This is a genomic window from Streptomyces sp. NPDC104814 (genome assembly GCF_055583185.1).
Map to the genome: position 1 here is coordinate 779,936 of NZ_JBVJOL010000002.1, position 26,025 is coordinate 805,960.

The window sequence follows — 26,025 nt, forward strand, 5'->3', positions numbered from 1 at the left end:
CGATACGTGATCAGCGGCGTCCAGTATGCGGTGCGGCACAACGCCTCGAACGGCACATGGCCAACCGGTAAAAATCGGGCACGAACAGGTGCCCGAGCAAAGGAAGTTGTCGTAGGGTCACGGGGATGCCACGCCGGGCGGACCAATTGCCGCGGGAGGGCAACCGGAGCGGTGGTTCGTTCGTCACACCAAGGCGAGTACGCCACACCGGACACAGCACGACGGCACGGGCACCACAACAGGACGGACGCCCAGGCGTCCACGGGAGGGGTTCACCACATGGCGGCGCAATTCGGCAGCAGGCTGCGCAAGGGAGCGTTCACCACCGCCGTGGCCGCTGCGGCGGTCGCGGCGCTCTCCGCGTCCCAGGCTCCCGGCGTCACGGTCGACGACCAGGGCAGACAGTCCGCCGCCGGAACCGCGCCCACCACGCCCGACGTGCAGGCGGACAACAGCGACACGGCCACCGGTAACTCGCGGTACTACACCGACCTGCCGCCGCTCAACAGTCCCAACCCGGCACCGACCACCGGCACCGTCCCGCCGGCCGCCACCGGAGCGAGCGAGTCCGGCATCCCGGCGACCGTCCTCGACGCCTACAAGAAGGCGGCGGCCGAGCTGCGCGCCTCCAAGCCCGGCTGCAACCTGCCCTGGGAACTGCTGGCCGCCATCGGCAACGTCGAGTCGGGCCAGGCCCGCGGCGGCCGCGTCGACGCGAACGGCACCACGATCGGCAAGATCCTCGGCCCCGCGCTGAACGGCAACGGCTTCGCGCTCATCAAGGACACCGACCACGGCGCGTACGACGGCGACACCACCGTCGACCGGGCCGTCGGCCCCATGCAGTTCATCCCGTCCACCTGGGCGTGGGCCGGCCGCGACGGCAACGGCGACGGCCTCAAGGACCCCAACAACGTCTACGACGCCGCCCTCGCCGCCGGCCACTACCTGTGCCGCAACGACTGGGACCTGTCCACCCAGCAGGACATGAACCGGGCGATCCTCAGCTACAACAACTCGCAGGACTACCTGAGCACGGTCCTGACGTGGCTGGAGTACTACCGCAAGGGCACCCACGAGGTCCCGGACGGCACGGGCACCGTGCCGTCGCACCCCAGCGACCCCGGCACCTCCGGCACCCGCCCGCGCCCGACGACGACGCCCCCCGCGCCGCACCACCCCTCGCCCGGGACGCCCACGCCCGGCGGCAGCACGCCCCCGAAGCCGGGCAAGCCCACCACCCCGACCACGCCCGGCAAGCCCACCACCCCCGGCACCCCGACCACGCCGCCCACGCCCACGGACACGGTCGACCACCTGGAGCGGACGACCACGGTCAAGCCCAGCACCATGGCCGGCGACGCCTTCTCCCAGCGGCTCGGCGCCCGCGCCGAGACGAAGGCCGGCAAGGCCGTCGCCAAGGTGCGGATCCGCTTCACCATCGACGGTGCCACCGACACCACCTTCGCCGGCGGCGAGAGGGTCGCCACCGTCGTCACCGACAGCTCCGGCGTCGCCCTTGCCCCCCCGCTCCAAGCGGGCGAGAAGACCGGCGACTTCACGGTCCACGCGTCCGTCGTCGGCCGGATGGTCCCCGCGCTCGCCTACACCGCCACCGTGACCGAGCGTGCCGCCGACGCCCTCACCCGTACCAGCGACACCCAGCAGACCTGTGTCGCCGGCGGCACGTTCGCCGACCAGGTCGAGGTCAAGGCCACCTACAAGGGCGCGGTCGCCGACCAGGTCGCCGCCACCGCCACCCTGATCAAGTCGGGCGCCGACCCGTCGGAGAACGACAAGGGCCCCTACTTCAAGGACGCCGACGGCAAGGCCGTCCGCACCCTGAAGGACCTGCGGACCGACGCGAACGGCCTGCTGAAGCTCCCGAAGCTGTACGCGGACGACACCACCGGCACGTTCCTGCTGCGCATCACCACCGCGGGCGGGGCCACGCTGACCGTGGAACTCACCGTGACGGCACCGGAGGCGACCGGCAGCCCCTCCCCGTCCCCCTCCGGCAGCCCCTCGCCCTCGTCCTCGTCGTCGCCGTCGGTGAGCCCGAGCGCCTGACCCGCCCCGCTCCGCACGGCGCCCCTCCCCGCGAGGGGCGCCGTGTCGTCAGGCGCGTCTGAGCCGCGCGTTCGTGTGCCGGGTCGGCTCCGCGGCGGCCGGGTCCTCCGGCCACGGATGCTTCGGATAGCGGCCGCGCAGCTCCGCCCGCACACCCTTGTAGCCGTCGCGCCAGAACGAGGCGAGATCGGCGGTGACGGCCGCCGGCCGCCCGGCCGGGGACAGCAGATGCACCAGCACCGGTATCCCGGCGAGACGGGGCGACTCCTGCAACCCGAACATCTCCTGCAGCTTCACCGCGAGCACGGGCCGCTCCGGATCGGCGTAGTCGACCCGGATCCGGGAGCCGCTCGGCACGGTGATCCGCTCCGGCGCCAGCTCCTCCAGCCGGGCCGCTTCCCCCGAGGCCCAGGGCAGCAGCCGGGCCAGCGCCTGCCCCGCGTCGATCCGTGCCAGGTCCGCCCGCCGCCCGGCCCGGCTCAGTTCCGGCTCCAGCCACTCCTCCACGCGCGCGTGCAACGCCTCGTCGGACACGTCCGGCCAGGGCTCCCCGAGGTGCAGCCGGAGAAAGGCGAGGCGCTGCCGCAGCACCTCGGCCTCCGGCGGCCAGCGCAGCAGACCGAACCCCTCCTGCCGCAACCCCTCCAGCAGAGCCAGCCGTACGGCCCCGGCGTCGGGGTCGGTGAGCGGTCGCGCCGCCAGCTCGATCGCGCCCAGCCGCTCGACCCGGCGCGCGACGACGTCCCCGCCCGCCCAGTGCACCTCCTGCCGCGCGTCGAGCAGTGACCCGGCGGCCGACCGCGCCACCTCCTCGTCGATCACCGCGCCGAGCCGCACCCGTGCGTGCCCCCGGCCCAGCGGCCGGTCGGCCACGGCGACCGCGATCCAGCGGGCGCCGTGCAGAGGGGAGCCGGCGGGCAGCTCCGCACGCGTGCCGGAGGCCATCAGGTAGGAACCCCCGTCGAGTTTCGCCACGCGCTCGGGGAACGCCAGCGAGGCCACGGCGCCGGCCGCCCTGTCGTCACCGCTGTGCGGCCCCGCAGGCACGACGGTGTCCCTCGGCGCCGCGCCGCTGACGACCGTGTCCCTCGGCCGCGCCCCGCCACCGGCCGCCTCCGCCGGCCGGGCCACGTCCTCGACGACGGCCCGCAGCCGCTTCACCTCCGTCCGCCACCGTGCGGCGTAGGCGTCGCCGCCACGCCGGGCCGTCCGCACGGCAACGGCCAGATCGTCCCCGTACTCCCGCGGCGCCTCCTCCGAGAGCAGCGCCACCACCTCCGCCCCCGCACCGGCGGTGTCCAGCAGGGCCCGGCCCAACCGCGGATGCACCCCCAGCCGCGCCAGCACCCGCCCGCGCTCCGTGGCCCGGCCGCGCAGGTCCACCGCCCCCAACGCCGTCAGCGCCTCCCGCGCCGCCGCCATCGGCCCGGCCGGCGGCGGATCCAGCAAGGCGAGGGAGGACGCGTCGGGATCACCCCAGCAGGCCACCTGAAGGGCGAACGCCGTCAGGTCGGCCACCTTGATCTCCGGCGACGGGAACCGCGGCAGACGCCCCTCGTCCGCCTCCGGCCAGCACCGGTAGACGGTCCCCGGCGCCTCACGCCCGGCCCGCCCCGCCCGCTGCCGCCCCGCCGCCTGCGACGCCCGCACCGTCACCAGCGCGCTCAGCCCGCGCGCGTGATCCACCCGGGGCTCCCGCGCCAGCCCCGAGTCGACGACGACCCGCACCCCGGGCACCGTCAGCGAGGACTCCGCGACCGAGGTCGTCAGCACCACCCGGCGCCGCTGCCCGGGCGAGAGCACCGCGTCCTGCACCGCGGCCGGTGCCCGCCCGTGCACCTGGAGCACCTCCACCTCGCCGAGGTCCCCGAGGAGTCCCGCCACGCGCGCGATCTCGCCCACGCCCGGCAGGAAGCACAGCACGTCCCCCTCCTGCTCGGAGAGTGCCCGCCGGACCACCGACGCCACATGGGCGAGCAGCGCGGGGTCCACCCACATGCCGTGCGACGGCCGCACCGGTCGGACCGGCGGCGCGTACACGATGCCGACGGCGTCAGCGGAGCCCTGTGCCTCCACCACCGGCGCTCCGCCGAGCAGCCGCGCCCACTCCTCCCAGTCCGTCGTCGCCGACGCCGCCACCAGCTTCAGCTCCGGCCGCAGCGCCTCCCGCACGTCCCACAGGAAGGCCGCCGCCGTGTCCGCGTCCAGATGGCGTTCGTGGCACTCGTCGAGCAGGACGACGTCCACGCCCGGCAGCTCCTGGTCCCGTTGCAGCCGCTGGAGGAGCACACCGGTCGTCACGACCTCCACCCGCGTGTGCCGCCCCACGACCCGCTCCCCGCGCACGGTGTACCCGACGCTTCGTCCGGGCTTCTCGCCCAGCAGCCACGCCATCCGCCGCGCAGCGGCGCGCGCCGCCATCCGCCGCGGCTCGGCCACGACGACCCGCCGCGGCCCGGCCCCGCCGTCCAGCAGTCCGGCCAGGGCGAGCGGCACCAGCGTCGTCTTGCCCGTGCCGGGCGGCGCGCCGAGCACGGCGGCACCATGGCCGTCGAGGGCGTCGTCCAAAGCGGGTAGGGCGCTGCGCACGGGCAGCGCGTCCAGGGCGTCGTAGCGGATCACGCATCCAGTTTCTTACGTGTGCGCGAGCGCCCGCCGAGCCTGTGGACAACTCCCCTTCCACAGGACCGGCGGCAGGCCTGGACCTCAGTCCCGTTCGCAGACGAAGATCGCCGTTCCCGGGATCAGATGCCCGCGCAGCGGCGACCAGCCGCCCCACTCCGACGTATTCCAGTCCGGCCACTCCGGCTCGACCAGGTCCACCAGCCGGAAGCCGGACGTCACCACGTCGCGCACCCGGTCGCCGAGCGTGCGGTGGTGTTCGACGTACACCGCGTTGCCGTCCTCGTCCTGCTCGACGTAGGGCGTGCGGTCGAAGTAGGACGCCGCGACGGTCAGCCCCTCCGGGCCCGGCTCGTCGGGGAAGGCCCAGCGGACGGGATGCGTGAGGGAGAAGACGAACCGCCCGCCCGGCCGCAGTACGCGCCGCACCTCCCGCAGCACCAGCCGCGGGTCGGCCACGAACGGCAGCGCCCCGTACGCCGAGCACGCCACGTCGAAGGAGGCGTCCGCGAACGGCAGCACGGCCGCGTCCGCGCACACAAGAGGAAAGGAGGAACCGATCCGCAGCGCGTGCTGGAGCTGGCGGTGCGAGATGTCCAGGGCCACCGGGTGCGCGCCCTGTGCGGCCAGCCAGCGCGCGCACTGGGCGGCGCCGGCGCCGATCTCCAGCACCCGGCGGCCCTTCAGCTCCTCCGGCGGGCCGAGCAGCTCGGCCTCCACCTCGTCCAGGCCCTCCGGACCCCACACGAAGCGGTCGTCGCCGAGGAAGGTGCCGTGCTCGATCTGGTACTCGTCGGCGTTGCGGTCCCACCAGCCCCGGTTGGCGCGGGCGCTCTCGGTGACGCCGGCGGCGCGCCGCGTGGCCTCCGCCTCGGCGTCGGGCCCGGCGGGGGACGGCTGGGCGGATACGGACTCTTGGATGATCGGCTCCCTCGTCGTACTCTTCGAAACCAGCCCGTCCCCGGGTGTCATGACAGGGCCGCAAACGGCCCGCGTGGCCTCGTGAGACAGGTTTTGTGCCGGAAATGCGGTGATCCGCCCCGGGTGTGCGGCTTCGCGCATTGACCCTGCCCGGCAGCCCCCGTATGCTACAAGTTGCGCTGCGGGCCTGCGCACCTCAGACGTAGCAGGCTGCGCTCGCATCTGTATGTATGTCCCCTCGGTTCTCGAGGCGCCACGGAGCACCTGGTGCTCGCAGTGTGGCGCTTCCTTGGCTGTCCGGCCTTCTGCAGAGCGAAACGGGCTCCCGGCGTAAGCAGTACCTACGACTCACCGTCCGTACCGGAGCCCTTTCCCACATGACGAGCAGCACCGAGACCACCGCCACCACCCCGCAGGTTGCGGTCAACGACATCGGTAACGAGGAAGCCTTCCTCGCCGCGATCGACGAGACGATCAAGTACTTCAACGACGGCGACATCGTCGACGGCGTCATCGTGAAGGTCGACCGGGACGAGGTCCTGCTCGACATCGGTTACAAGACCGAAGGTGTCATCCCGAGCCGCGAGCTCTCGATCAAGCACGACGTCGACCCGAACGAGGTCGTCAAGGTCGGCGACGAGATCGAAGCCCTTGTTCTCCAGAAGGAGGACAAGGAAGGCCGCCTGATCCTCTCGAAGAAGCGCGCCCAGTACGAGCGCGCCTGGGGCACCATCGAGAAGATCAAGGAAGAGGACGGCATCGTCACCGGTACCGTCATCGAGGTCGTCAAGGGTGGTCTCATCCTCGACATCGGCCTCCGTGGCTTCCTGCCGGCTTCCCTCGTCGAGATGCGCCGTGTCCGCGACCTCCAGCCCTACGTGGGCAAGGAGCTCGAGGCCAAGATCATCGAGCTGGACAAGAACCGCAACAACGTGGTCCTGTCCCGCCGTGCCTGGCTGGAGCAGACCCAGTCCGAGGTCCGCCAGACGTTCCTCACGACCCTGCAGAAGGGTCAGGTCCGTTCCGGCGTCGTCTCCTCGATCGTCAACTTCGGTGCCTTCGTGGACCTGGGTGGCGTCGACGGTCTGGTCCACGTCTCCGAGCTGTCCTGGAAGCACATCGACCACCCCTCCGAGGTCGTCGAGGTCGGCCAGGAGGTCACGGTCGAGGTCCTCGACGTCGACATGGACCGCGAGCGCGTCTCCCTGTCGCTGAAGGCGACCCAGGAAGACCCGTGGCAGCAGTTCGCCCGCACCCACCAGATCGGCCAGGTCGTGCCCGGCAAGGTCACGAAGCTGGTTCCGTTCGGTGCGTTCGTCCGCGTGGACGAGGGCATCGAGGGTCTGGTCCACATCTCCGAGCTGGCCGAGCGCCACGTGGAGATCCCGGAGCAGGTCGTCCAGGTCAACGACGAGATCTTCGTCAAGGTCATCGACATCGACCTCGAGCGTCGCCGCATCAGCCTCTCGCTGAAGCAGGCCAACGAGGCCTTCGGTGCCGACCCGTCGGCGGTCGAGTTCGACCCGACCCTGTACGGCATGGCCGCGTCCTACGACGACCAGGGCAACTACATCTACCCCGAGGGCTTCGACCCCGAGACCAACGACTGGCTCGAGGGCTACGAGAAGCAGCGCGAGGAGTGGGAGCGCCAGTACGCCGAGGCGCAGCAGCGCTTCGAGCAGCACCAGCAGCAGGTCATCAAGTCCCGCGAGGCGGACGAGAAGGCCGCTGCCGAGGGTGGCGAGGCTGCCGCTCCGGTCGCGACCGGTGGCTCGTACTCCTCCGAGGGTGGCGACACCTCCGGCGCCCTGGCGTCGGACGAGGCGCTGGCCGCGCTGCGCGAGAAGCTGGCCGGCGGCCAGAGCTGATCTCTCCCAGAGGGATCCCCGGCCGCTGAGGCTCGGTAGTCGGTAGCTGAGGGGCCGTACCTTTCGAGGTGCGGCCCCTCAGTCATGCCCAGAGTCTGCCGTCGTTCGGGTGCGGGCCGGTTGTGGCTGGTCGCGCAGTTCCCCGCGCGCTTCAGGGCGTTGCACACGCTCGGCGTTTCATGATCGTCGGTTTCGTGCACGTGATGATCTCGGGAATGCTCACGCCCCGCTGCTCGTTGTCGTCTACGGACATGAGGAGGAGCGGTCACTGTGCTTGATCCGCAGGGTTTGTACACGTGGGAGCCGAAGGGGCTGGCCGTCGTCGACATGGCGCTCGCCCAGGAGTCGGCCGGACTTGTCATGCTCTACCACTTCGACGGATACATCGACGCGGGGGAAACCGGCGACCAGATCGTCGAGCGGCTCCTCGACTCGCTGCCCCACCAGGAAGTCGCCCGCTTCGACCACGACCGGCTGGTCGACTACCGCGCCCGGCGCCCGCTGCTGACGTTCCGCCGCGACCGCTGGACCGACTACGAGGATCCGGCGATCACCGTGCGGATCGTCCAGGACGCCACCGGCGCCCCCTTCCTGCTGCTGTCCGGGCCCGAGCCCGACGTCGAGTGGGAGCGTTTCGCCGCGGCCGTGCGGCAGATCGTCGAGCGGCTCGGAGTCCGCCTGTCGGTGAACTTCCACGGCATCCCCATGGGCGTCCCGCACACCCGCCCGGTCGGCCTCACCCCGCACGGCAACCGCACCGACCTCGTCCCGGGGCACAGCAGCCCGTTCGACGAGGCCCAGGTGCCCGGCAGCGCCGAGGCCCTCGTGGAGTACCGGCTGATGGAAGCGGGCCACGACGTGCTCGGCGTCGCCGCACACGTCCCGCACTACATCGCCCGCTCGCCCTACCCGGACGCCGCGCTCACCGTGCTGGAGGCCATCACCGCCGCCACCGGCCTGGTGCTGCCGAGCCTCGCGCACGCCCTGCGCAACGACGCCCACCGCACGCAGACCGAGATCGACCGCCAGATCCGGGAGGGCGACGAGGAGCTCACCGCCCTGGTCCAGGGCCTCGAGCACCAGTACGACGCGGCCGCGGGCGCGGAGAGCCGGGGCAACATGCTGGCCGAGCCCGTCGACATTCCGTCGGCGGACGAGATCGGCCGCGAGTTCGAGCGCTTCCTCGCCGAACGCGAGGGCGAGAACTGACCTCCGCCGGAGCCCGTGTCAGTGGCAGGCCCTAAGCTTCCGCTCATGCTGACAGTGGGCCTGACCGGCGGTATCGGTGCCGGCAAGAGTGAGGTGTCGCGGCTGCTCGTCGAGTGCGGGGCCGTGCTGATCGACGCCGACGCAATCGCCCGCGAGGTCGTGGAGCCGGGCACGCCCGGCCTGGCGGCGGTCGTCGAGGCCTTCGGCCCCGACGTGCTCACGCCCGAGGGCAGACTCGACCGTCCCAAGCTGGGCTCGATCGTCTTCGCCGACCCCGGGAAGCTGGCCGTGCTGAACGCGCTCGTGCACCCCCTGGTCGGCGCCCGCTCCCGCGAGCTGGAACAGGCCGCGGCCGAGGACGCCGTCGTGGTCCACGATGTCCCTCTGCTCACCGAGAACGACCTGGCCCCGCTCTATGACGTCGTGGTCGTCGTCGACGCGAGCCCCGCCACCCAGCTCGACCGGCTCGTCCGGCTGCGCGGCATGACGGAGGAGGACGCCCGCGCCCGCATGGCCGCGCAGGCCTCGCGGGAGAAGCGCCGGGAGATCGCCGACATCGTGATCGACAACGACGTGCCGCTGGAACAGCTGCGGGCGCGCGTGCGGGAGGTCTGGACGGAGCTGGCGGACAGGGCGCGGTGGACCCGCTAGCGACCAGGTGGGCGCCGCGGGTGGCGCCGCCGGAATAGGGGTACTCGGAGCGGGCGTTGAACCCCTCGAGTGAGGGAAGGAAGTTTCCGTGCCCGAGATCAGCGGTTCGACCGGAGGTACTCCGGAGACACACGTCATCGACTTCCGAGCCGCCGAGCAACTGCTCGCCGCCCGTGATCCGCGAGGTGCGGTGAAGCTGCTCGACGGAGTGATCGCCGCGCACCCGGAGAACACCGCCGCCCGGCTGCTGCGCGCCCGCGCCTTCTTCGCCGGTGCGCAACTGCGTCCCGCCGAGCTGGAGTTCACGATCGTTCTGGAGCGTGAACCGGACAACGCCTACGCCCACTTCGCGCTCGCCCGCACCTACGAACGCCAGGGCCGCGGCGATCAGGCCCGACGGCACTTCCGGCTGGCGGCAGCGCTCGACCCGAACCCGCAGTACCTCAAGGCGGCACGCTTCGACGCGTGAGGGGCGTCGCTTGACGTGTTCTCATGGCCGTCGGTGTTCCGGCGGCCGGTAGGGCGGGATGTCGGGTCCCGGCTGGAAGTGCGGACCCTGCCGCATGTGCCGCAGGATCACCGACATATCGACGGTGATCACCAGCCACAGCACCCCGAACGCGGCCGCCCACCCCGGTTGCCCGGCGAGCGCGAACCCGGCGGTGCCCGCGATCGCCCAGACCAGGCCCCACACGCTCAGCCAGAAGCGCATCCGCAGCGCACTGCGCGCGGTCGTCGGCTCACTGCCTGTACGCATACCGATCACCACTCCTTCTTGCAACGTACTCCGGCCAGGGACGTTCACCAAGCGGTCCAGATCCAGGCGTCGAACGAAGAGGCTTCGCTCGAACGAGTGGACAGGCAGGCGGGCGGAACGGCGGTGCGGGAGCGGTCCGTTGAATCGGCAGGGAGCTGAAGAGGCGAGCAGGACACCCGCTCCCGGCCACTGACACCGAGCGTTGTTCGGCCAACGGCGGCCGGGGAGCGATGAGTTTCGAGGCTCCACCAGGTCTATCCAGGTGACATCACGGCCCAGGTGACATCACACCGGACCAGGCCACACGGAACGCGAACCAGGAGACCTTCATGTCCGAGACCACCGCTCCCGCCGGCTCCCTCAGCACCACGACGACCGCCGGCAGGACGTCGACCTCGACGACCTCCGCGACGCCCACGGCCGTCACGACCAGGCGCGGTCGGTACGCCCGGATCGCGCTGCGGACCGTGCAGGTGCTGCTCGCGCTGTTCTACGCCGTCGCCAGCGCGCTGCCGAAGCTGATCGCGCATCCCACGGCGGTGGAGTCGTTCGACCGGATCGGCTGGGGCAGCGCGGGGATGTATGCCATCGGCCTGCTGGAGCTGGCGGGGGCGATAGCGCTGCTGGTCCCGGTACTGCAGTCGGTCGCGGCGCTGTCCTTGGGCGCGCTGATGGTGGGCGCGTTCATCGTCCAGATCACCGTCTTCCACGGTCAGAACGCGGCCACGCCCCTGATCCTGATCGTGCCGCTCGGCCTCATAGCCTGGGCCCGCCGCAAGCACACCGCCGAACTCGTGGCGATGCTGCGACGCGCGGCGTGAGGCCGAGGCGGGGAGCTCTGTGTCACCGGTGCCCGGAGCCGCTTCCACCGCCACCCGGGGCCGGACCCGGGCCGCCCATGCTCGGCAGGCCGCGCAGAGCCCGCAGGCGTTCGAGTTCGCGACGGTCGCGCTTGGTGGGGCGGCCGGCGCCGCGGTCGCGGATGCCGGCGGGGGCGACGGCCTCACGGGGCGGAGGCGGCGGGCTGTTGTCGATGTAGCACTGGACGGCCACGGGCGCTCCGACCCGCTTGCGGATCAGGCGCTTGACGATCACCACACGTTCCCGGTTCTCGCTGCGCAGCCGCACCTCGTCGCCCACACGCACGTTGTACGCGGGCTTCACGCGTTCGCCGTTCACCCGCACATGGCCGCCCCGGCAGGCGGTGGCTCCGAGCGAGCGCGTCTTGATCAGACGGACGGCCCAGATCCAGCTGTCGATGCGCACGGACTCCCCGGGGGCGGGACCGGCAGCCTCGGCGGCGGCGATGGCGGCGGCGACCTTCGGGTCGGCGGCCTCCGGCGAGGCGGCGGTGGCGCCCGCCGGGGGTGCGGCAGCCGGCGGCTCCCCATCCGGGCCCGTCGTGTCCGTCGCGCCCGTCATGTCCGTCGTCCTGTGGTCCGCACCGTCAGCAACCATGTTCTCGACCTTAGCTCGCCGCGCGGGGTGCGCCCCACGGGTTTCCGGCCCCGGCATACCGTGGTGCCATGACCCCCAGCACACCCTCCGGCCTCCCCGACCTGGACCAGCGGATCGCCGGCTGCCGGGCCTGCCCGCGGCTCGTCGCCTGGCGGGAGGAGGTGGCGCGGACCAAGCGGGCCGCGTTCACCGACTGGACGTACTGGGGGCGGCCCGTGCCCGGGTTCGGCCCGGCCGACGCGCGGCTGCTGCTCGTCGGGCTCGCGCCCGCCGCCCACGGGGGCAACCGGACCGGGCGGATGTTCACCGGGGACCGTTCCGGTGACGTGCTGTATCAGGCTCTGTACGACGTGGGGCTGGCCTCGCAGCCGACGGCGGTCAGTGCCGACGACGGACTGGAACTGTACGGCGTGCGGGTCACCGCGCCCGTGCACTGCGCACCGCCGGCGAACAAGCCGACGCCACAGGAGCGGGACACCTGCCGGTCCTGGCTGGTGCAGGAGCTGACGCTGCTGCGGCCGACGCTGCGGGCGGTGGTGGTGCTGGGTGCGTTCGGCTGGCAGGCGGCGCTGCCCGCGTTCACCGAGGCGGGCTGGCCGGTACCACGCCCGCGACCGGCCTTCGCACACGGCGCCAGCCTGACGCTCGAGAGCGGGGCTGCCGGGGCCGGTGGCGAGGGCAGAGAGCAGCTTCAGCTTTTCGGCTGTTTCCACGTCAGCCAGCGCAACACCTTCACCGGGCGGCTCACGCCCGAGATGCTGCGGGACGTCCTGCGCACGGCGGCGGAGGCGGCGGGGCTGCCGCACAGGGGCTGACCGGCAGCCGGGGGAGGGGCAGCGCACACCGTGAGCGCCCTCGCGCCCGGTCTGCGGGGCGGAGGGGGCGGGACCCGCGGGTCCCGACCGCACAAGCAGCCGCCCGGGCCTGGATTTATCGCCACGCGCGTCCGACTCCGCCCCGCGTACGCTGCGCCCGTCCCGTCCCGAGCTGCCCCCACCCCACCCCGCCTCCCCGCTCGCTGGAGCCGCAGCCATGCCCTCCGATTCCGACCAGGCCTTCCTCGATCGCACCGCCGACCGTCTCGCCGCGCTGCCCACCGTCCGCGCCGTCGCCCTCGGTGGCTCGCGGGCCCAGGGCACGCACCGGCCCGACAGCGACTGGGATCTGGCCGTCTACTACCGGGGCCCCTTCGACCCCGCCGACCTCCGTGCGCTCGGCTGGGAAGGCGAGGTGTCCGAGGTCGGAGGCTGGGGCGGCGGTGTGTTCAACGGCGGCGCGTGGCTGACCGTCGAAGGCCGCCGCGTCGACGTGCACTACCGCGACCTCGACGTGGTCGAGCACCAACTGGCCGAGGCGGAGCAGGGCCGTTTCCGCGTGGAGCCGCTCCTCTTCCACCTTGCGGGCATTCCCACCTATCTCGTCGTCGCGGAGCTGGCGGTGAACCAGGTGCTGCGCGGTGAGATGCCGAAACCCGCCGCCTATCCGGAGCCGCTGCGGCGCACGGCGCGCGACCACTGGCTCGGCTGTGCCCGGATCACCCTGGCCTACGCCCGGGACAACCACGCCCCGGCCGGACGCCTGACGGAGGTGGCCGGGGCCGTCGCCACCGCCGCCGTACAGGCCGGGCACGCGGTGATGGCGGCGCGCGGTGAGTGGGTCACCAACGAGAAGCGGCTGCTGGAGCGGGCGGGCCTGCGCGGCGTCGACGGCCTGCTGGCCGGCCTCAAGGCAGAACCGGGCCGGCTGACCGCGACGGTCGCCGCCGCCGAGGAACTGCTCCTGACCGCCGTGCGCTGAACGGGCGGGCATCTCCGCCGCGGGCGTCCGCGGCCGGACCGGCGGTCGCCTTCGCGGCGTCCGGCGCCACGGCCGGCGAGACCCTGGCTGCCCAGGACTGTCACACGGGTGAAACACGGCTGTCCTCTCCCCTCAAAGAACCCGATCTACCGTGGGACCACACCCGCCCGGCCACCGTCGCCCGAAGGCACACCCCGCCCTCGTCCGAACAGGAGCCCCGTGTTCCGCCGCGTCACCGTCACGCTTCCGCCCTGGCTCGCCCATGCCCTGCGCACCCAGCGAGGGCCGGTGCCCTGGAGCGCGGTCACGCGGGGAGCGCTGGCGGCCGGGCCGCTGCTGCTCGGGGCGCTCGCCGCGGGCCGTACGTCGCTCGGTGTCGTCGCCGCCCTCGCGGCCATGTTCGCCGGGATCAACGACCGGCCCGGCAGCCGCCGGGCGTCGGTCGAGCGGATCGGGGTGCCCGCGCTCGCGGGTGCCGCCGGGCTGGTCGCCGGGACGTACGCCGGGCAGCACGCCGGCCCGGTTCCGCTCACCGCCCTGCTCACTGTGCTCGGACTGGTCGCCGGCGGGGCCAGTGACGTCGGGCCGGTCGCCTCGGCGGCGGGGACGCAGCTGCTGGCCGCGGCGGCCGTCGGGGCCGGGATGCCGTTGCCGGAGAGCGGGTGGCTCCGGGCGCTCGGCTTTCTCGCCGGCGCCGGGTGGCTGCTGACGCTGCGGCTCGCCCTGCCCACGCCCGGATCCAGCGCCGGGGATGCGCGGTCGGCGTTCCGGCTGAGCCTCCGCAAGGACTTCCGGTTCGACGGAGAGCGCGACGCCGTCGCCGGTGTCTATGACGCGATCGCCGCACTCCTCGACGCGGTCGGCGGACCGCTCGCCCTTACCCGGCGGGCCGCCCTCACCGCCGCACTGGACCACGCCCAGGACTGCCTCTCCGGCCCTCGGCTGCGGCGGTACGCCTCCTGCGCCGGTGAACGGCGGCTGCACGCGCAGTACGCCGCGGCCCTGCCGCTCGCCGAGGCCGCGACCGCGCTGGCCTGGGCCGGGGAGCCGGTCGGGGCGCGGTCCGCTGCCGGGCCGCGAAGGCTCGCCGCCGCGGTGCGCGACGAAGCCGTCACCGGGCCGCTGCCCGCGCCGAGCCGCTCGGAGCCCGCACTGCGTGCGCTGGACGACGCGTTGCTGCAGGCCGCCGAGGTCTTCGACCGCGGGCACGGCACCGCGCTGCACGAGCGGCGGCGCACGGCACGGCAGTTGCTGCGGATCGCCTTCGGCCCCGGCGGGCGTGAGTACGGGCTGCGGGTCGCCGTGTCCTTCGGCGCCGCGGCCGCCGTCGCACAGGCGTTGCACCGCACGCACTGGTACGGGCAGCACAGCCACTGGTACTGGCTGCCCGCCACCGCGGTCTTCCTGGTCAAGCCCGACCTCGGGCCGCTGGCGTCGCGGGTGCTGTGCCGGGCCGCCGGGACCGTGCTCGGGGCCGTCGCCTTCGCCGCGCTCGCCGCCGTACTGCCCCGGCCGGCCGGGCTCGTCGTCCTCGTCGCCCTGTGCGGTGCGCTCGTGCCTGTCGCCGCACGGCACTTCGCCGCGCAGACGGCCGTCGTCACCGTCCTGGTGCTCGCGCTGGTCATGGTGGGCGGCGAGTCGCAGGCATCTCTGAGCCGGATCGGGGAGACGCTGCTGGCCTGCGCGATCGTGCTGATCGTCGGCCATCTGCCGATGCCCGGGAAGGGGGGCGGCACGGTGCGCGACCGGCTCGCCGTGGCGGCCGGCGCCGCGGACGCCTACCTGATGCACGTCCTCACCGACCCCGGCTCGCGCCCCGTTCGCTGGGCCCTGCGCCGCGAGGCCTACCGCACCCTGGCCGAGGCCCGCGCCGCCAGCGCGCTCGCCGCCGCCGAACTGCCCCCGCTGGCCCGGCACACCGCCGGCACCGGTGAGGTCGCCGCCGTCCTCGAACGCCTCGTCGACACCACCACCGCCTGCGCGGTCCACCTCGACGACACCGGAGCCCTCAGCCCTCGGCACCAGCGCCGGCTCACCGAACTCCTCGGCGAACTCGACGAACTGGGCGAGCGCGACGCACTCGACCGGCGGGTGGTCGCCGCGTCGGCTCCGGAATTTTTCCTGCCGCACCGATGAGTTCCGCGCCGACCCTCGGTCACCTCCTGGGAACGGACCGTTGCACAGGAGGGCTCATGTCGCTTCCGGAGGTCGTCTCGCGCGAGCAGTGGCGCGCGGCGCGCGAGGAACTGCTGGTCAAGGAGAAGGCGGTCACCCGCGCGCGCGACGCGCTGAGCGCGCAGCGGCGCCGGCTGCCGATGGTGGAGATCGACAAGGAGTACGTCTTCGAGGGCGGCGACGGCAAGGCGACCCTGCTCGACCTCTTCGAGGGGCGCGACCAACTCGTCGTCCACCACTTCATGTTCGCGCCGGAGTGGGAGGGAGGCTGCCGTCGTTGCTCCGCATTTCTCGACCAAGTGGGGCAATTGGCTCATATCCACGCGAGGGGGACGTCGTTCGCGGCGGTGTCCCGGGCGCCGTTCACCCGGATCCTGCCCTTCAAGGCGCGGATGGGATGGACGGTGCCCTGGTACTCGTCGTACGAGACGGACTTCAACGAGGATTTCGAGGTCACCGTGGAGCAGGGCGACGGCTCACTCGTCGAGCGGCCGGGACTGAGCTGCTTCCTGCGCGAGCGCGACCGGGTCTTCCACACCTACTCGACGTACGAGGGTGAACTCGAGGACGTCGGGTCGACGGGCAGTCTGCTGGACCTCACGGCGCTCGGCCGGCAGGAGACCAGGGTGCCGGTGCGCTATCACGACGAGTACGAGGACTGACACGCTTCGTACCGGACGCGTGCGTTCCGTGCACGGAATCTTACGGTCCGCGCTGAACTTGTGTCACCTACGTCTCAGTCGGGTCACTGAGCGAGCCGTCAGGCCTTCCCAGGGCGTTAACTCCTACACGGACAAACGCTTTGTGGAGGTGCGAGATGGTGAACGGGCGAACCGTGCTCGAACGCTTTCCCGCAGGTGGGCCGCGCGGATCGTGGCCCGCGGAGGAGTTCGCGCACGCGCGGCGGCAGGAGGGTCTGGCGGCCGAGGTTGTCATGGACCTCGCGACAGACACGTTCCTCGTGATCATCCGGAGCGCGGACGCCATGGAGTGACGACCGTGCCGCATGCCGCAGGTCAGCCCGCCGCCGTACTCCTCGGGGCGGGCACCGTCGTCTCACCGGCCCTCCCGGGCTCCGGTGCCGCCGTTCCCGGCACCTTCAGCGTGAACTGCTCCGCCTGCAGCGCGTACAGCTCCGCGTAGACGCCGCCCTTGGCCAGCAGCTCCTCCGGAGTGCCGGTCTCCACGAGGCGTCCCTGGTCCAGGACGTGCACCAGGTCCGCGTGGCGCACCGACGCCAGCCGGTGCGTGATCAGGACGACCGTCTGCCCCGCGGCGGCCAGCGCGCGGATCTTGTCGAAGACCTCCACCTCGGCCCGGGCGTCCAGGGCCGCCGTCGGCTCGTCCACGATCAGGATCCGCGCGCGCCGGTAGGCGGCCCGGGCGATGCCGAGCCGCTGCCACTGTCCGCCGGACAGCTCATGGCCGCCGGAGAAGTGCCTGGCCAGCAACGTGTCCAGGCCCCTCGGCAGGTCCGCGACGACGTCCTCGGCGCCGGCCTGGGCGATCGACGCGGCCAGCCGCTCGTCGGTCAGCGGGGCGGCGGAACGGCCGATGGCCACGTTGACCCGGGCGGTGAACGGCCACCGTTTGAAGTCCTGCGCGACCATCGCCACCCGCTCGGCCAGCAGCCGCCGGTCGGCGTGCGCGGCGTCCACGTCGTCCCACAGGATCCGCCCCGCCTCCGGCCGGTACAGCCCCGCGAGCAGTTTGACCAGCGTCGTCTTGCCCGAGCCGTTCTCCCCGACCAGCGCGATGATCCGGCCGAGGGGGAGGTCGAGCGTGACGTCGTCCAGCGCGGGGCGGGCCGCGTCCCCGGGATAGCGGAAGGTGACGTTCTGGAAGCGGATCATCCGCGGATCCTCCGGCAGGGCCGCGCCGCCGACCGGAATGGCCCGCTCGGCCGCCTCGACGTACAGCCGCTCCAGATCGCCGACGAACAGGGCCTCCTCGTGCAGCTCGTTGATCTCCAGCACGAGCGTGTTCAGGCTGGTCGAGCCGCTGCGGATCGCGACCACCGCCGTGCCCGCCACCGACAGCGCCATCGCACCGGTCAGCAGCAGCCCGCCGAGCGTGGCGTACGTCGCCACCGTGGCGAGCCCCGTCCAGGTGGCCGCGATCAGCCCGGTGCGGGCGGCGAGCCGGGCGAGACGGGCCTGCTCGGCCTCGGCCGTCTCCGACATCGCCCGGAAGTGGCGCAGCAGGAACGGACCCACGCCGTGCACCCGGATCTCCGGCGCGGCCTGCGGCTCGGTCAGCAGGCCGCTGAGCAGGTGCCCGGCCCGGGCGTGCTGCACCCAGGTGTGGAACGACTCGTAGCGGCGCCGCGCGTTGGTCAGCGAGCTCCAGGCGCTCGGCAGGGTCATCGTGACCAGCAGCGGCAGCAGCGCCGGGTGCAGCACGGTCAGCACCCCGGCCGCCGCGACCAGTGAGATCACGGCGTTCACCACGCGCGTGCCGTACATGATCATCCTGCGGGCGGAGGAGGCACCGTACTGGGCTGTGTCCAGCAGCTTGTGGAAGGCGTGGTCCTCGATCGCGGACAGCTCCACGTTCGCCGCCCGCTCCAGATAAAGCTCCGTGGCCACCCGCTCCACCTTGGGCTCCAGACGCCCGGTGGCGTACGTCGACGCCGCGCGCAGCAACGCCGAGAGCAGCAGGACGGCGGACAGGGCGACCAGCGCCGGAGCGGCACCGCGCAGACGTGCCTCCAGCGTGCCGTAGCCGAGCAGCCGGCTCAGCACGCTGTTGACGGCGAGCAGGCTGACCGCTTGGCCGAGCCCACGGCCGGACTCGGCGAGCAGCACCGTGCGGGTGGCCCTGCGGTCGGCCTGACGGGCGAGGCGGAGGCTTGAGCCGAGCAGAGCGGGCAGCCGGGTGACCATCGCGCGCAGGTTCAGCTCCAGAAACGCGTCCCGGTGCTGGTTCCAGCCCATGTCGTACCGCAGCGGCCCGCCGAACAGCAGCCGTTCCGACTCCGACACCTCACGCGCGTCGGCGTCGTGCTTGTGGCCCACTCGACCTCCCCGACTCCGGTCAGACGGTCACTATCGCGGGGTGCGGCGGGAGCGGGGGAGGGCGCAGAACGGGGGGCGGGGGTGCGGGCGCGGGGGCAGCCGACGGGCGGGGTACGCGGGCGTACGCCGGGGCGGCGGAGAGGGGATGGGAGCGCGCGGGGCGGCCGTGTGAGCGCGTGGGCCCTCATAGGGCGGCGGGGTAGACGGCGTGGGTGCACGCGGGGAGGTCGGACGCGTGCGTGAGCGCGGGCGCGGGCGAGGCGCCGGGGGGGCAGGCGAGTCGGGGGAGCGGTGCGGCGCGGACGCCCGCGAGGCACGGGAGAGTCGGCGCGGTGCGGGCGCACGCTGGGGGCGGAGAGGCGCGGCGGTGGGTGGGGGCTCGCGCCGCTGCGGCGGGCCGCGGTGGTGCGCGCGGCTGCCGCAGGCGTTACGCGTTGACCGGGCGGGACCAGCTCGGGACCGTGCCCGTCAGGCGGCAGACCGCCAGGTACAGCGGGATCGGCGGGGTGTACGGAACCGTGTCGTCCGGTCGGTGGATGAGGCCGGGCGCATGCGGGCCGTCGGAGTCGGGCAGGATCGCGCCGGTGGCGTACAGCGCGGGGGCGGGCCACTCCACGGCGTAGTCGGAGTCGGACGGGACGATCCACCACCAGCGCGCCTCATCGGCGTAGACACAGCCGACGCGCGGCAGGCGGGGCAGGAGCAGGGGGCCGAAGCGGGCCGGGACGGCCACCGCGTCGCAGCCGAGCGGGGCGGTCATGCCCTCCGGCATGGCGAGCCTGCGGGGGCCTGCGGGCCTGTGCAGACGGCGGGTGAGCTGGACGAGCGTGTTCATGGTCAGTACCGGGCCGTGGCCGGATCCGGCGGTCACGGCCTCCCCCTCTCGCGGCCGCCAGGCTCGCCCGGCTCGGCCGCGCTCGGTCCGTCCGATGCGAGGGTCAGTTGTCCCGCACCGGTCTTTCCTTCGTCGCCGTCGCCGTTCCCGCCCTCGTCGCCGCCCTCGCCGGAGCCGGCCGGCCCCGGCTTGGGGCGGCTGCCCCAGCCCAGGTCGTTGCGCGGCTCGCCGGGGCTGCCCGGCGTGTCGGCCTGGCGCGGCACCTCGGCCCACACCAGCAGCCCGGGGCCGTGCTCCTGGGCCCCCCAGGCCCGGCACATGGCATCGACGAGCAGCAGTCCCCGCCCGTGTTCCGCCTCGCCCCGCTGGGCAGCCGGGTGGGGATCGCCGGGCGCGCATCCCTCGTCGCGCACCGCTATGCGCACGGTGTCGTCGTGGTCGTGGAGCTCGCACACCACGCGGCTGCTCGCGGTGTGCACGATGGCGTTGGTGACCAGCTCCGATATGACGAGCGCCGCGGTGTCACAGGCGTCCTCGCCCACCGACCAGCCGGTGAGCCGCGCCCGCGTCAGACGTCTGGCCCGCGCCGGGGAACCGGGGTGCGCGGCCAGCTCGAAGCGGAACCGTCGCTCGGCAGTGCCCCCCAAGGGGTTCACTCCCGAGGCGGCACCGAGACCGATCGGGTCTGCGGCGGCGTCTGTTCCTAAGGGCACGGACGGAATCACGCTTGCCACTATCGCCCCGCCGGGAACACTTGGCAAGAGTCACTCTGAAAAGTGCAGAGTGCGATGTGCTGCCTGCACAGGTCATGGCACACTGCTCGCGTCAGCACGTCGAGCGGCGCCAGTTCGGATCGCCGGAGGTCTGCCCAGACCTTCGAATAGATCTTCGAACGGCGCCGCAGGGCTGTCAGCATGCTTTCGTTGGTGGGTCGCTTCCTGGAGGTGGAGCGTGAGCGAACCGCGGTCCGCGCCGACCGTGGGACAGGTGGTTCTCGGCCGGCGCCTGCTGGACCTGCGGGAACGCGCCGGGCTCAAGCGTGAGGAAGCCGCCCGCGTCCTCCGTGTCGCCCCCGCCACCATCCGCCGTATGGAGACGGCGGAGGTCGCGCTGAAGATCCCCTACCTCCAGCTGCTGCTGAAGGCGTACGGCGTCGACGACGGCGAGGCCGACGCCTTCGTGCAGCTCGCCGAGGACGCCAACCGGCCCGGCTGGTGGCAGCGCTTCCACGACATCCTGCCCGGCTGGTTCTCCCTGCACGTCAGCCTGGAGGGCGCGGCGTCGCTGATCCGCCAGTACGAGCCGCACTTCGTTCCCGGTCTGCTGCAGACCGAGGACTACGCGCGCGCTGTGCTGTGCTCGGGCGCCATCGGCCAGACCCGGCCGGACGGCATCGAGCGTCATGTCGCCCTGCGCATGCAGCGCCAGCAACTGCTCACCCGTGAGGACGCCCCCCGGCTGTGGGTCGTCATGGACGAAACCGTCCTGCGCCGCCCCGTCGGCGGTCCGGAGGTGATGCGCGCCCAGATCGACAAGTTGCTCGAGGCCACGACGCTGCCCCATGTGACGCTGCAGGTCGCCGAGTTCTCCGCCGGCCCGCACCCCGGCACGTACGGGCCGTTCGTGCTCTTCCGATTCGCCATGCCGGAACTCCCGGACATGGTCTACAGCGAGTACCTGACCGGCGCGGTCTATCTCGACGCGCGCCCCGAGGTGGCCGCCCATCTCGAGGTCATGGACCGCATGGCGGCACATGCCGCGACGGCACATCGCACGAAGGAGATCCTGCAGGATCTCCGCAAGGAGCTGTGAATGGATCACACCACGTCCCCGTCCCGGCCGCGGGCCCGCGCCGAGGGGATCTACAACGGGATGCCCGCGCGGGAGCTGGGCAGCGAGGGCTGGCACAAGCCGTGGAGCGGCGGCAACGGCGGCAACTGCCTGGAGGCCATGAAGCTCGCCGACGGACGGATCGCCGTACGCCAGTCCACCGACCCCGACGGGCCGGCGCTGATCTACACCTCCGCCGAGATGACCGCGTTCATCGAGGGCGCGAAGGCGGGGGTGGCGGACTTCCTGCTGTCCTGAACCGTTCTGCTGCCTTTTTGTCCGCCCTTCTTTCTCTGCCCTTCATTCTCAGCTCTTCTTTCTCTGCCCTTCCTGATCCTGCCGGTCCTCATGTGCGCGGTGCCCCCTGACGACGGCGGCATCCTGCGCGGGGACGCGGTGAGATGACGGGCCTCAACGGGCCTCGTGCACGCTCACGCGGTGAGTGGCCGGTCGTACGGGCCGATCGGTGAGGTCAGACGGGTACTGCCCGTGAGATGGCGGTCGACGGCGGCCGCCACCGCGCGGCCCTCCGCGATCGCCCACACGATCAGGGACTGGCCGCGCGCCGCGTCCCCGGCGGCGAACACACCGGGGACGTTCGTCGCGAAGTCCGCGTCACGGGCGATCGTGCCACGCGCGTCCACCACCAGACCCAGCTGGTCGATCAGGCCGTCGTGCCGGTCCGGGCCCGTGAAGCCGAGGGCGAGCAGAACGAGGTCGGCGGGCAGTGTCCGGTCGGTACCGGGCAGCGGACGGCGGTGCGCGTCCACCTCCACCAGGTGCAGGGAGCGCACATGTCCCTGCGCGTCCCCGGTGAACCGCAGTGTCGACGCCGCGAACAGTCGTGCGTCCGCGTCCGCCGCCGGCGCTGTCCTCAGGTCACGGGCCTCTTCATGGGCGGCGGACAGACGGTAGACCTTCGGGTACGTCGGCCACGGCTCGGCGTCCTCGTCGCGCTCGGCTCCGGGCCGGCCGTAGATGTCCAGCTGGGTGACGGACGCGGCGCCCTCCCGTACCGCCGTGCCCAGGCAGTCCGCGCCCGTGTCCCCGCCGCCGACGATCACGACGTGCCGGCCGGCCGCCGACAGCGGTGAACTCACCAGGTCGCCCTCGCACACCCGGTTGGCCAGGGGGAGGTACTCCATCGCCTGCTGGATCCCCGTCAACTCCCGCCCTGGCACCCCCAGTTCCCGCCAGGTCGTGGCCCCGGTGGCGACCACGACCGCGTCGTAGCGCGCTCGCAGCTCGTCGGCAGCGACATCCCGCCCGACGGCGGTCGAGGTGCGGAACTTCGTTCCCTCCGCCCGCATCTGCTCCAGCCGCCGCTCCAGGTGGCGCTTCTCCATCTTGAACGCGGGGATGCCGTACCGCATCAGTCCGCCGAGCCGGTCGTCCCGCTCGTACACGGCGACGGTGTGCCCGGCCCGGGTGAGCTGCTGGGCCGCGGCGAGCCCGGTCGGGCCGGAGCCGATCACGGCCACCGTCTTTCCGGACAGCCGCTCGGGAGCTCGGGGAGGTGCGAATCCTTCCTCCCACGCCCGGTCCGCGATCGCACACTCGACGTTCTTGATCGTCACGGCGGGCTGGTCGATGGCCAGTACGCAGCCCGCCTCGCACGGCGCCGGGCACAGCCGGCCGGTGAACTCGGGAAAGTTGTTCGTCGCGTGCAGCCGGTCGCTCGCCGCCCGCCAGTCCTCGCGGGAGACCAGGTCGTTCCACTCGGGGATGAGATTGCCGAGCGGACAGGCGTGGTGGCAGAACGGAACGCCGCAGTCCATGCACCGGTCGGCCTGCTTGCTGATGATCGGCAACAGCGCCCCCGGGACGTACACCTCGTCCCAGTCCCGCACCCGCTCCTCGACCGGCCGGCGCGGCCAGTCCTGGCGGGGGGTCGTCATGAATCCCTTGGGATCGGCCATGGCCGTCTTCCTCGCGTCGCATGCGACAGGCCGTGCGCCGCGGGGCGGCACATCCTGCGGCCACGATACGTCCGGGCCGTCAGGCGCGCAGGGCGGCGAGCCGCGCCGCACGGCGGGCATACGGCGGGCGGGACGGGAAGGCGGGACCGGCAGCCGGGTAGCGAGAGTCGGGGATGAGCCGCCGGGTGGCGGCGGTCTCGGATGAGCAGCGGGGTGGCGCAGGTCAGAGAAGCGCCAGCACGTATGTCAGCGCGGACGCCGTCGAGGCGATCGTCCGTATGTGGTTCCAGCGGGTCCACTCCTTCAGGTACGACGGCCAGTACGCGGCTGCCTCCGGGGTGTCCGCCGTGTGCCGCATCAGTGTGTCGTTGCGCGGCACGTTCGCCGCCGCCGTCACACCGAACGCCCCGAACAGGAACAACGCGCTGCCCACCAGCAGCTCCACGGCGCCCTGCGGCCACCGCAGGAAGGTGATGACCGCGAGTGTCACGCTCACCAGCGTCGCCCCGAGGAACACGACCATGAACGCCGGTGAATACGCCGCCCGGTTGATCGCGTTCATCGCGGCGACACCCTGTGCGGGCGGCAGCGCCGTGAGCCCGCGCATCACGAGCACGGAGAAGGCGCAGAAGATGCCGGCCATCAGTGCCGTCGCCAGCACGCCCACCACCGTCAGCACCAGGTACGGTCCCTCGATCATGGTTCCCCCAACTCCCGTCCCGCCACAGCAAACGTCGTAGATCTTGCCCGGGCGAATGCCCGCCGTCACCCCCCAGTCAAGCCGCCCGAGCCGGGCACGCCCATCGCCGAGCCGCGCGGACCCATGCGAGAACGTCCAGGCAGCGGGCCGGCGACCCTTCGAAGGGCGATCCATCAGCGTGGCCCACTACTGTCCGAAGTCTGGCTTCACCCCGCCGAGGGCAGCTCCCCGTGCCGCCACCGTGCGAGCACCGCCTCCAGTTGCGGCGCGATCCGACGCCGGGCCTCATGGCGCGGTGTCCCGCTCATCAGCAGCCGGTCGTACGGCGTGTCCAGATGCCGCACGGCCGCCCGCACCGCCGCGACCACGGCGTCCTCCGACAGCGCCCGCCCCGCCGCACTGCGCCCCACCCGTCCGCTGCCGCGCACCGAGGCATGCGCGGCGATGGCCCGCGCCCGCTCGTCAGGGCAACCGGGGAACAACCGCCGGATCTCGGCCGCGAACGCAGCGGTGAACCGCAAGTCCTCCGCCGCCCGCCTGCGAGCGTCCCGCGCCCGTCGCCGCCGCCGCGCCTCCGCGTCCGCGAGGCAGCGCATCTCGGCCCGGGCCAGCGCCGCCTCCTCCACCAGGACGCCCTGCCGCTCGTAACGCGCCTTGCGCCGGTTGAACCGCACGACCACCGCCGACAGGCCGCTCTCCTCCCGCGACCGACGGGTCAGAGCCGTGTCGCCGCGTGGCAGGAACACCAGGTGTCCCAGGTCGGCGCAGTCCAGGCAGCGCGGTACGCCGCTCTCCAGGACGAGCATCGGCAGCGGGCCGCGCCGGCACGCCGCGCACCGCTTGTGCCGCAGCGGCTGGACGACGACGAGGCCGGGGCCGGCCGGGGGAGTCGCGGAAGACATACCCCGTTCATGCCCGCCACCGGACGCGGCGCCACCCACCAGGGGTATCGCATCATGGGCTCTGTGCGACTCGAAGCGATCACCTGGGACCTGCTCGCCGACCGGCTCGCGGAGCGGCTGCTCGATCTGAGCCCTGCCGACGGCGGCTCGTGGCCGCGGATCGCCTTCGACGGCGCCCCGGCCGCGCACCCGGGCGACCTCGCCGAGCGCGTGAGCCAGGCGCTGCGGGTCCGTGGCCGCCCCTCCCTCGTCGTCGGCACCGAGGGCTTCCTGCGGCCCGCGTCCCTGCGCCTGGAGTACGGCCGTCATGATCTGGAGGCGTACTACAACGGCTGGTTCGACACCGGCGCCCTGTGGCGCGAGGTCTTCGGGCCGCTCGAACCCGGCGGTGACGGACGCGTCCTGCCGGACCTGTGGGATCCGGTGGCCGACCGCGCCACCCGCAGCCCCTACGTCCAACTCCCGCCCCATGCAGTGCTGTTGCTGCACGGTCCCCTCCTCCTGCGGCACTGGTTCCCCTTCGACATGACCGTCCACGTCCTGCTCTCCCCCGGAGCGCTGCGCCGCCGGACCCCCGAGGCCGAGCACTGGACCCTCCCCGCCTTCGAGCGCTACGCCGAGGAGACCGATCCCGCCGGCACCGCCGACGTCCTGGTGCGCGCCGACGACCCGCGGCACCCGGCGTGGGGCGGCTGAGCGGCCGCACCGCAGCCGACCGGGGCACCCGGGGCCGGGACGGACGGCCGGAGGTGCGGTGTGCGGCGGGCGCGGAGAGAATGGACGACGCCGGAACCGCGGTCACGTCCAGTGCCGCGCCGGCCGTCCGGCTCAGGGAGGTACTCCATGACCACTGCCGGAGACATCATGCACCCCGGTGCCCAGTGGATCCCCGCCCATGAAACCCTCGACCGCGCCGCCCAGCTGATGCGCGAACTCAACGTCGGTGCGCTGCCCATCAGCGACGAGAACGAGCGGCTGTGCGGCATCCTCACCGACCGCGACATCGTCGTGGGCTGCGTGGCCATGGGCCACGACCCCGCCCGCGTCACGGCCGGCGACCTCGCCAAGGGCACCCCCCGCTGGATCGACGCGAACGCCGACATCGGCGAGGTCCTGCGCGAGATGCAGCAGCACCAGATCCGCCGGCTCCCGGTCATCGACAACAAGCGGCTGGTCGGCATGATCAGCGAGGCCGACCTCGTCCGGCATCTGTCCGACGGGCAGATCGCGTCCTGGGCCGAGAGCGTCTACGCCCGCGGCTGAGCGCGGTACCGCGCGTCGCCCGCCGGGAGGC

At 72.9% G+C, this 26,025-nt stretch carries 25 protein-coding genes; 15 read left to right on the forward strand and 10 right to left on the reverse strand.

From position 1 onward, the window contains the following. Positions 1–279 precede the first annotated feature (279 nt). Positions 280–2,070, forward strand: coding sequence for a lytic transglycosylase domain-containing protein (locus ACZ64A_RS12045; protein WP_469809896.1), 1,791 nt, complete (start codon positions 280–282; stop codon positions 2,068–2,070). A 48-nt stretch (positions 2,071–2,118) separates the two neighbouring features. Here the strand turns inward: ACZ64A_RS12045 and hrpB are convergent, their stop codons facing one another. Next, entirely contained in the window at positions 2,119–4,692 is a 2,574-nt protein-coding gene (gene hrpB / locus ACZ64A_RS12050; RefSeq protein WP_469809897.1) for an ATP-dependent helicase HrpB, read from the reverse strand. 84 nt (positions 4,693–4,776) lie between these two features. Beyond that, entirely contained in the window at positions 4,777–5,664 is an 888-nt protein-coding gene (locus ACZ64A_RS12055) for a class I SAM-dependent methyltransferase (protein WP_469809898.1), read from the reverse strand. Between the two features lie 326 nt (positions 5,665–5,990). Between ACZ64A_RS12055 and rpsA the strand changes: the two genes are divergently transcribed. From rpsA to ACZ64A_RS12075, 4 genes are all read left to right on the forward strand, one after another. Beyond that, on the forward strand, positions 5,991–7,481 hold the full coding sequence (gene rpsA, locus ACZ64A_RS12060; protein ID WP_361635277.1) for a 30S ribosomal protein S1: 1,491 nt from the start codon (positions 5,991–5,993) through the stop codon (positions 7,479–7,481). 270 nt (positions 7,482–7,751) lie between these two features. Continuing rightward, positions 7,752–8,690, forward strand: a complete 939-nt coding sequence (locus ACZ64A_RS12065; protein WP_469809899.1) for a PAC2 family protein — start codon at positions 7,752–7,754, stop codon at positions 8,688–8,690. Positions 8,691–8,735: 45 nt separating this feature from the next. Next, positions 8,736–9,341, forward strand: coding sequence for a dephospho-CoA kinase (gene coaE / locus ACZ64A_RS12070; RefSeq protein ID WP_469809900.1), 606 nt, complete (start codon positions 8,736–8,738; stop codon positions 9,339–9,341). A gap of 88 nt (positions 9,342–9,429) precedes the next feature. Further along, positions 9,430–9,810 carry a tetratricopeptide repeat protein gene (locus tag ACZ64A_RS12075; RefSeq protein WP_469809902.1) on the forward strand — a complete coding sequence of 127 codons (381 nt, stop codon included), beginning with the start codon at positions 9,430–9,432 and terminating at the stop codon, positions 9,808–9,810. 21 nt (positions 9,811–9,831) lie between these two features. Here the strand turns inward: ACZ64A_RS12075 and ACZ64A_RS12080 are convergent, their stop codons facing one another. Next, entirely contained in the window at positions 9,832–10,098 is a 267-nt protein-coding gene (locus tag ACZ64A_RS12080) for a DUF6343 family protein (RefSeq protein WP_469809903.1), read from the reverse strand. A gap of 329 nt (positions 10,099–10,427) precedes the next feature. Here ACZ64A_RS12080 and ACZ64A_RS12085 point away from each other — a divergent pair, with 329 nt between their 5' ends. After that, complete coding sequence (locus tag ACZ64A_RS12085; protein ID WP_469809905.1) at positions 10,428–10,919, forward strand: DoxX family protein; 492 nt, start codon at positions 10,428–10,430, stop codon at positions 10,917–10,919. A gap of 22 nt (positions 10,920–10,941) precedes the next feature. Here ACZ64A_RS12085 and ACZ64A_RS12090 read toward each other — a convergent pair whose 3' ends face one another. Then, the gene (locus ACZ64A_RS12090; protein ID WP_469809906.1) at positions 10,942–11,556 is read right to left on the reverse strand and encodes an RNA-binding S4 domain-containing protein; all 615 of its coding nucleotides are present in this window, start codon (positions 11,554–11,556) and stop codon (positions 10,942–10,944) included. A gap of 68 nt (positions 11,557–11,624) precedes the next feature. On the opposite strand from ACZ64A_RS12090, the gene ACZ64A_RS12095 reads away from it, so the two are divergent. The 5 genes from ACZ64A_RS12095 (at position 11,625) to ACZ64A_RS12115 (ending at position 16,522) form a co-directional block, all read left to right on the forward strand. Beyond that, on the forward strand, positions 11,625–12,371 hold the full coding sequence (locus ACZ64A_RS12095) for a uracil-DNA glycosylase (protein ID WP_469809907.1): 747 nt from the start codon (positions 11,625–11,627) through the stop codon (positions 12,369–12,371). Between the two features lie 217 nt (positions 12,372–12,588). Continuing rightward, positions 12,589–13,353, forward strand: a complete 765-nt coding sequence (locus tag ACZ64A_RS12100; RefSeq protein WP_469809909.1) for a nucleotidyltransferase domain-containing protein — start codon at positions 12,589–12,591, stop codon at positions 13,351–13,353. A gap of 219 nt (positions 13,354–13,572) precedes the next feature. Next, positions 13,573–15,489 (forward strand): FUSC family protein, encoded by a 1,917-nt coding sequence (locus ACZ64A_RS12105; protein ID WP_469809910.1) that lies wholly within the window; start codon positions 13,573–13,575, stop codon positions 15,487–15,489. A 56-nt stretch (positions 15,490–15,545) separates the two neighbouring features. After that, positions 15,546–16,190 (forward strand): DUF899 domain-containing protein, encoded by a 645-nt coding sequence (locus ACZ64A_RS12110; RefSeq protein ID WP_469809911.1) that lies wholly within the window; start codon positions 15,546–15,548, stop codon positions 16,188–16,190. Positions 16,191–16,345: 155 nt separating this feature from the next. Further along, positions 16,346–16,522, forward strand: a complete 177-nt coding sequence (locus ACZ64A_RS12115) for a hypothetical protein (RefSeq protein WP_469809912.1) — start codon at positions 16,346–16,348, stop codon at positions 16,520–16,522. A gap of 22 nt (positions 16,523–16,544) precedes the next feature. On the opposite strand, the gene ACZ64A_RS12120 is transcribed toward ACZ64A_RS12115, so the two are convergent. The 3 genes from ACZ64A_RS12120 to ACZ64A_RS12130 form a co-directional block, all read right to left on the reverse strand. Next, complete coding sequence (locus ACZ64A_RS12120) at positions 16,545–18,464, reverse strand: ABC transporter ATP-binding protein (RefSeq protein WP_469810180.1); 1,920 nt, start codon at positions 18,462–18,464, stop codon at positions 16,545–16,547. Positions 18,465–18,972: 508 nt separating this feature from the next. Continuing rightward, positions 18,973–19,380 carry a hypothetical protein gene (locus tag ACZ64A_RS12125; protein ID WP_469810182.1) on the reverse strand — a complete coding sequence of 136 codons (408 nt, stop codon included), beginning with the start codon at positions 19,378–19,380 and terminating at the stop codon, positions 18,973–18,975. A 32-nt stretch (positions 19,381–19,412) separates the two neighbouring features. After that, positions 19,413–20,141 carry an ATP-binding protein gene (locus ACZ64A_RS12130; RefSeq protein WP_469809914.1) on the reverse strand — a complete coding sequence of 243 codons (729 nt, stop codon included), beginning with the start codon at positions 20,139–20,141 and terminating at the stop codon, positions 19,413–19,415. Between the two features lie 190 nt (positions 20,142–20,331). Between ACZ64A_RS12130 and ACZ64A_RS12135 the strand changes: the two genes are divergently transcribed. Beyond that, complete coding sequence (locus ACZ64A_RS12135) at positions 20,332–21,192, forward strand: helix-turn-helix domain-containing protein (RefSeq protein WP_469809915.1); 861 nt, start codon at positions 20,332–20,334, stop codon at positions 21,190–21,192. Continuing rightward, positions 21,193–21,468: a DUF397 domain-containing protein gene (locus ACZ64A_RS12140; protein WP_469809916.1), complete on the forward strand. Its 276-nt coding sequence runs from the start codon at positions 21,193–21,195 to the stop codon at positions 21,466–21,468. 173 nt (positions 21,469–21,641) lie between these two features. Here the strand turns inward: ACZ64A_RS12140 and ACZ64A_RS12145 are convergent, their stop codons facing one another. From ACZ64A_RS12145 to ACZ64A_RS12155, 3 genes are all read right to left on the reverse strand, one after another. Further along, the gene (locus tag ACZ64A_RS12145) at positions 21,642–23,129 is read right to left on the reverse strand and encodes a glutamate synthase subunit beta (RefSeq protein WP_469809917.1); all 1,488 of its coding nucleotides are present in this window, start codon (positions 23,127–23,129) and stop codon (positions 21,642–21,644) included. A 223-nt stretch (positions 23,130–23,352) separates the two neighbouring features. After that, on the reverse strand, positions 23,353–23,829 hold the full coding sequence (locus tag ACZ64A_RS12150; protein ID WP_469809919.1) for an anthrone oxygenase family protein: 477 nt from the start codon (positions 23,827–23,829) through the stop codon (positions 23,353–23,355). Between the two features lie 206 nt (positions 23,830–24,035). Continuing rightward, positions 24,036–24,731, reverse strand: a complete 696-nt coding sequence (locus tag ACZ64A_RS12155; protein WP_469809921.1) for a DUF2293 domain-containing protein — start codon at positions 24,729–24,731, stop codon at positions 24,036–24,038. Between the two features lie 63 nt (positions 24,732–24,794). On the opposite strand from ACZ64A_RS12155, the gene ACZ64A_RS12160 reads away from it, so the two are divergent. Then, complete coding sequence (locus ACZ64A_RS12160; RefSeq protein ID WP_469809922.1) at positions 24,795–25,427, forward strand: nucleoside/nucleotide kinase family protein; 633 nt, start codon at positions 24,795–24,797, stop codon at positions 25,425–25,427. Between the two features lie 147 nt (positions 25,428–25,574). Then, positions 25,575–25,994 (forward strand): CBS domain-containing protein, encoded by a 420-nt coding sequence (locus tag ACZ64A_RS12165; protein ID WP_469809924.1) that lies wholly within the window; start codon positions 25,575–25,577, stop codon positions 25,992–25,994. Positions 25,995–26,025: the final 31 nt, after the last annotated feature.

Bases quoted from the DNA above. Each gene is read 5' to 3' on its own strand.
- ACZ64A_RS12045 (WP_469809896.1), top strand. From the start codon at position 280: ATGGCGGCGCAATTCGGCAGCAGGCTGCGCAAGGGAGCGTTCACCACC.
- ACZ64A_RS12055 (WP_469809898.1), bottom strand. From the start codon at position 5,664: ATGACACCCGGGGACGGGCTGGTTTCGAAGAGTACGACGAGGGAGCCG.
- rpsA (WP_361635277.1), top strand. From the start codon at position 5,991: ATGACGAGCAGCACCGAGACCACCGCCACCACCCCGCAGGTTGCGGTC.
- coaE (WP_469809900.1), top strand. From the start codon at position 8,736: ATGCTGACAGTGGGCCTGACCGGCGGTATCGGTGCCGGCAAGAGTGAG.
- ACZ64A_RS12080 (WP_469809903.1), bottom strand. From the start codon at position 10,098: ATGCGTACAGGCAGTGAGCCGACGACCGCGCGCAGTGCGCTGCGGATG.
- ACZ64A_RS12085 (WP_469809905.1), top strand. From the start codon at position 10,428: ATGTCCGAGACCACCGCTCCCGCCGGCTCCCTCAGCACCACGACGACC.
- ACZ64A_RS12090 (WP_469809906.1), bottom strand. From the start codon at position 11,556: ATGGTTGCTGACGGTGCGGACCACAGGACGACGGACATGACGGGCGCG.
- ACZ64A_RS12095 (WP_469809907.1), top strand. From the start codon at position 11,625: ATGACCCCCAGCACACCCTCCGGCCTCCCCGACCTGGACCAGCGGATC.
- ACZ64A_RS12100 (WP_469809909.1), top strand. From the start codon at position 12,589: ATGCCCTCCGATTCCGACCAGGCCTTCCTCGATCGCACCGCCGACCGT.
- ACZ64A_RS12110 (WP_469809911.1), top strand. From the start codon at position 15,546: ATGTCGCTTCCGGAGGTCGTCTCGCGCGAGCAGTGGCGCGCGGCGCGC.
- ACZ64A_RS12115 (WP_469809912.1), top strand. From the start codon at position 16,346: ATGGTGAACGGGCGAACCGTGCTCGAACGCTTTCCCGCAGGTGGGCCG.
- ACZ64A_RS12120 (WP_469810180.1), bottom strand. From the start codon at position 18,464: ATGGGCTGGAACCAGCACCGGGACGCGTTTCTGGAGCTGAACCTGCGC.
- ACZ64A_RS12125 (WP_469810182.1), bottom strand. From the start codon at position 19,380: ATGAACACGCTCGTCCAGCTCACCCGCCGTCTGCACAGGCCCGCAGGC.
- ACZ64A_RS12140 (WP_469809916.1), top strand. From the start codon at position 21,193: ATGGATCACACCACGTCCCCGTCCCGGCCGCGGGCCCGCGCCGAGGGG.
- ACZ64A_RS12145 (WP_469809917.1), bottom strand. From the start codon at position 23,129: ATGGCCGATCCCAAGGGATTCATGACGACCCCCCGCCAGGACTGGCCG.
- ACZ64A_RS12150 (WP_469809919.1), bottom strand. From the start codon at position 23,829: ATGATCGAGGGACCGTACCTGGTGCTGACGGTGGTGGGCGTGCTGGCG.
- ACZ64A_RS12155 (WP_469809921.1), bottom strand. From the start codon at position 24,731: ATGTCTTCCGCGACTCCCCCGGCCGGCCCCGGCCTCGTCGTCGTCCAG.
- ACZ64A_RS12165 (WP_469809924.1), top strand. From the start codon at position 25,575: ATGACCACTGCCGGAGACATCATGCACCCCGGTGCCCAGTGGATCCCC.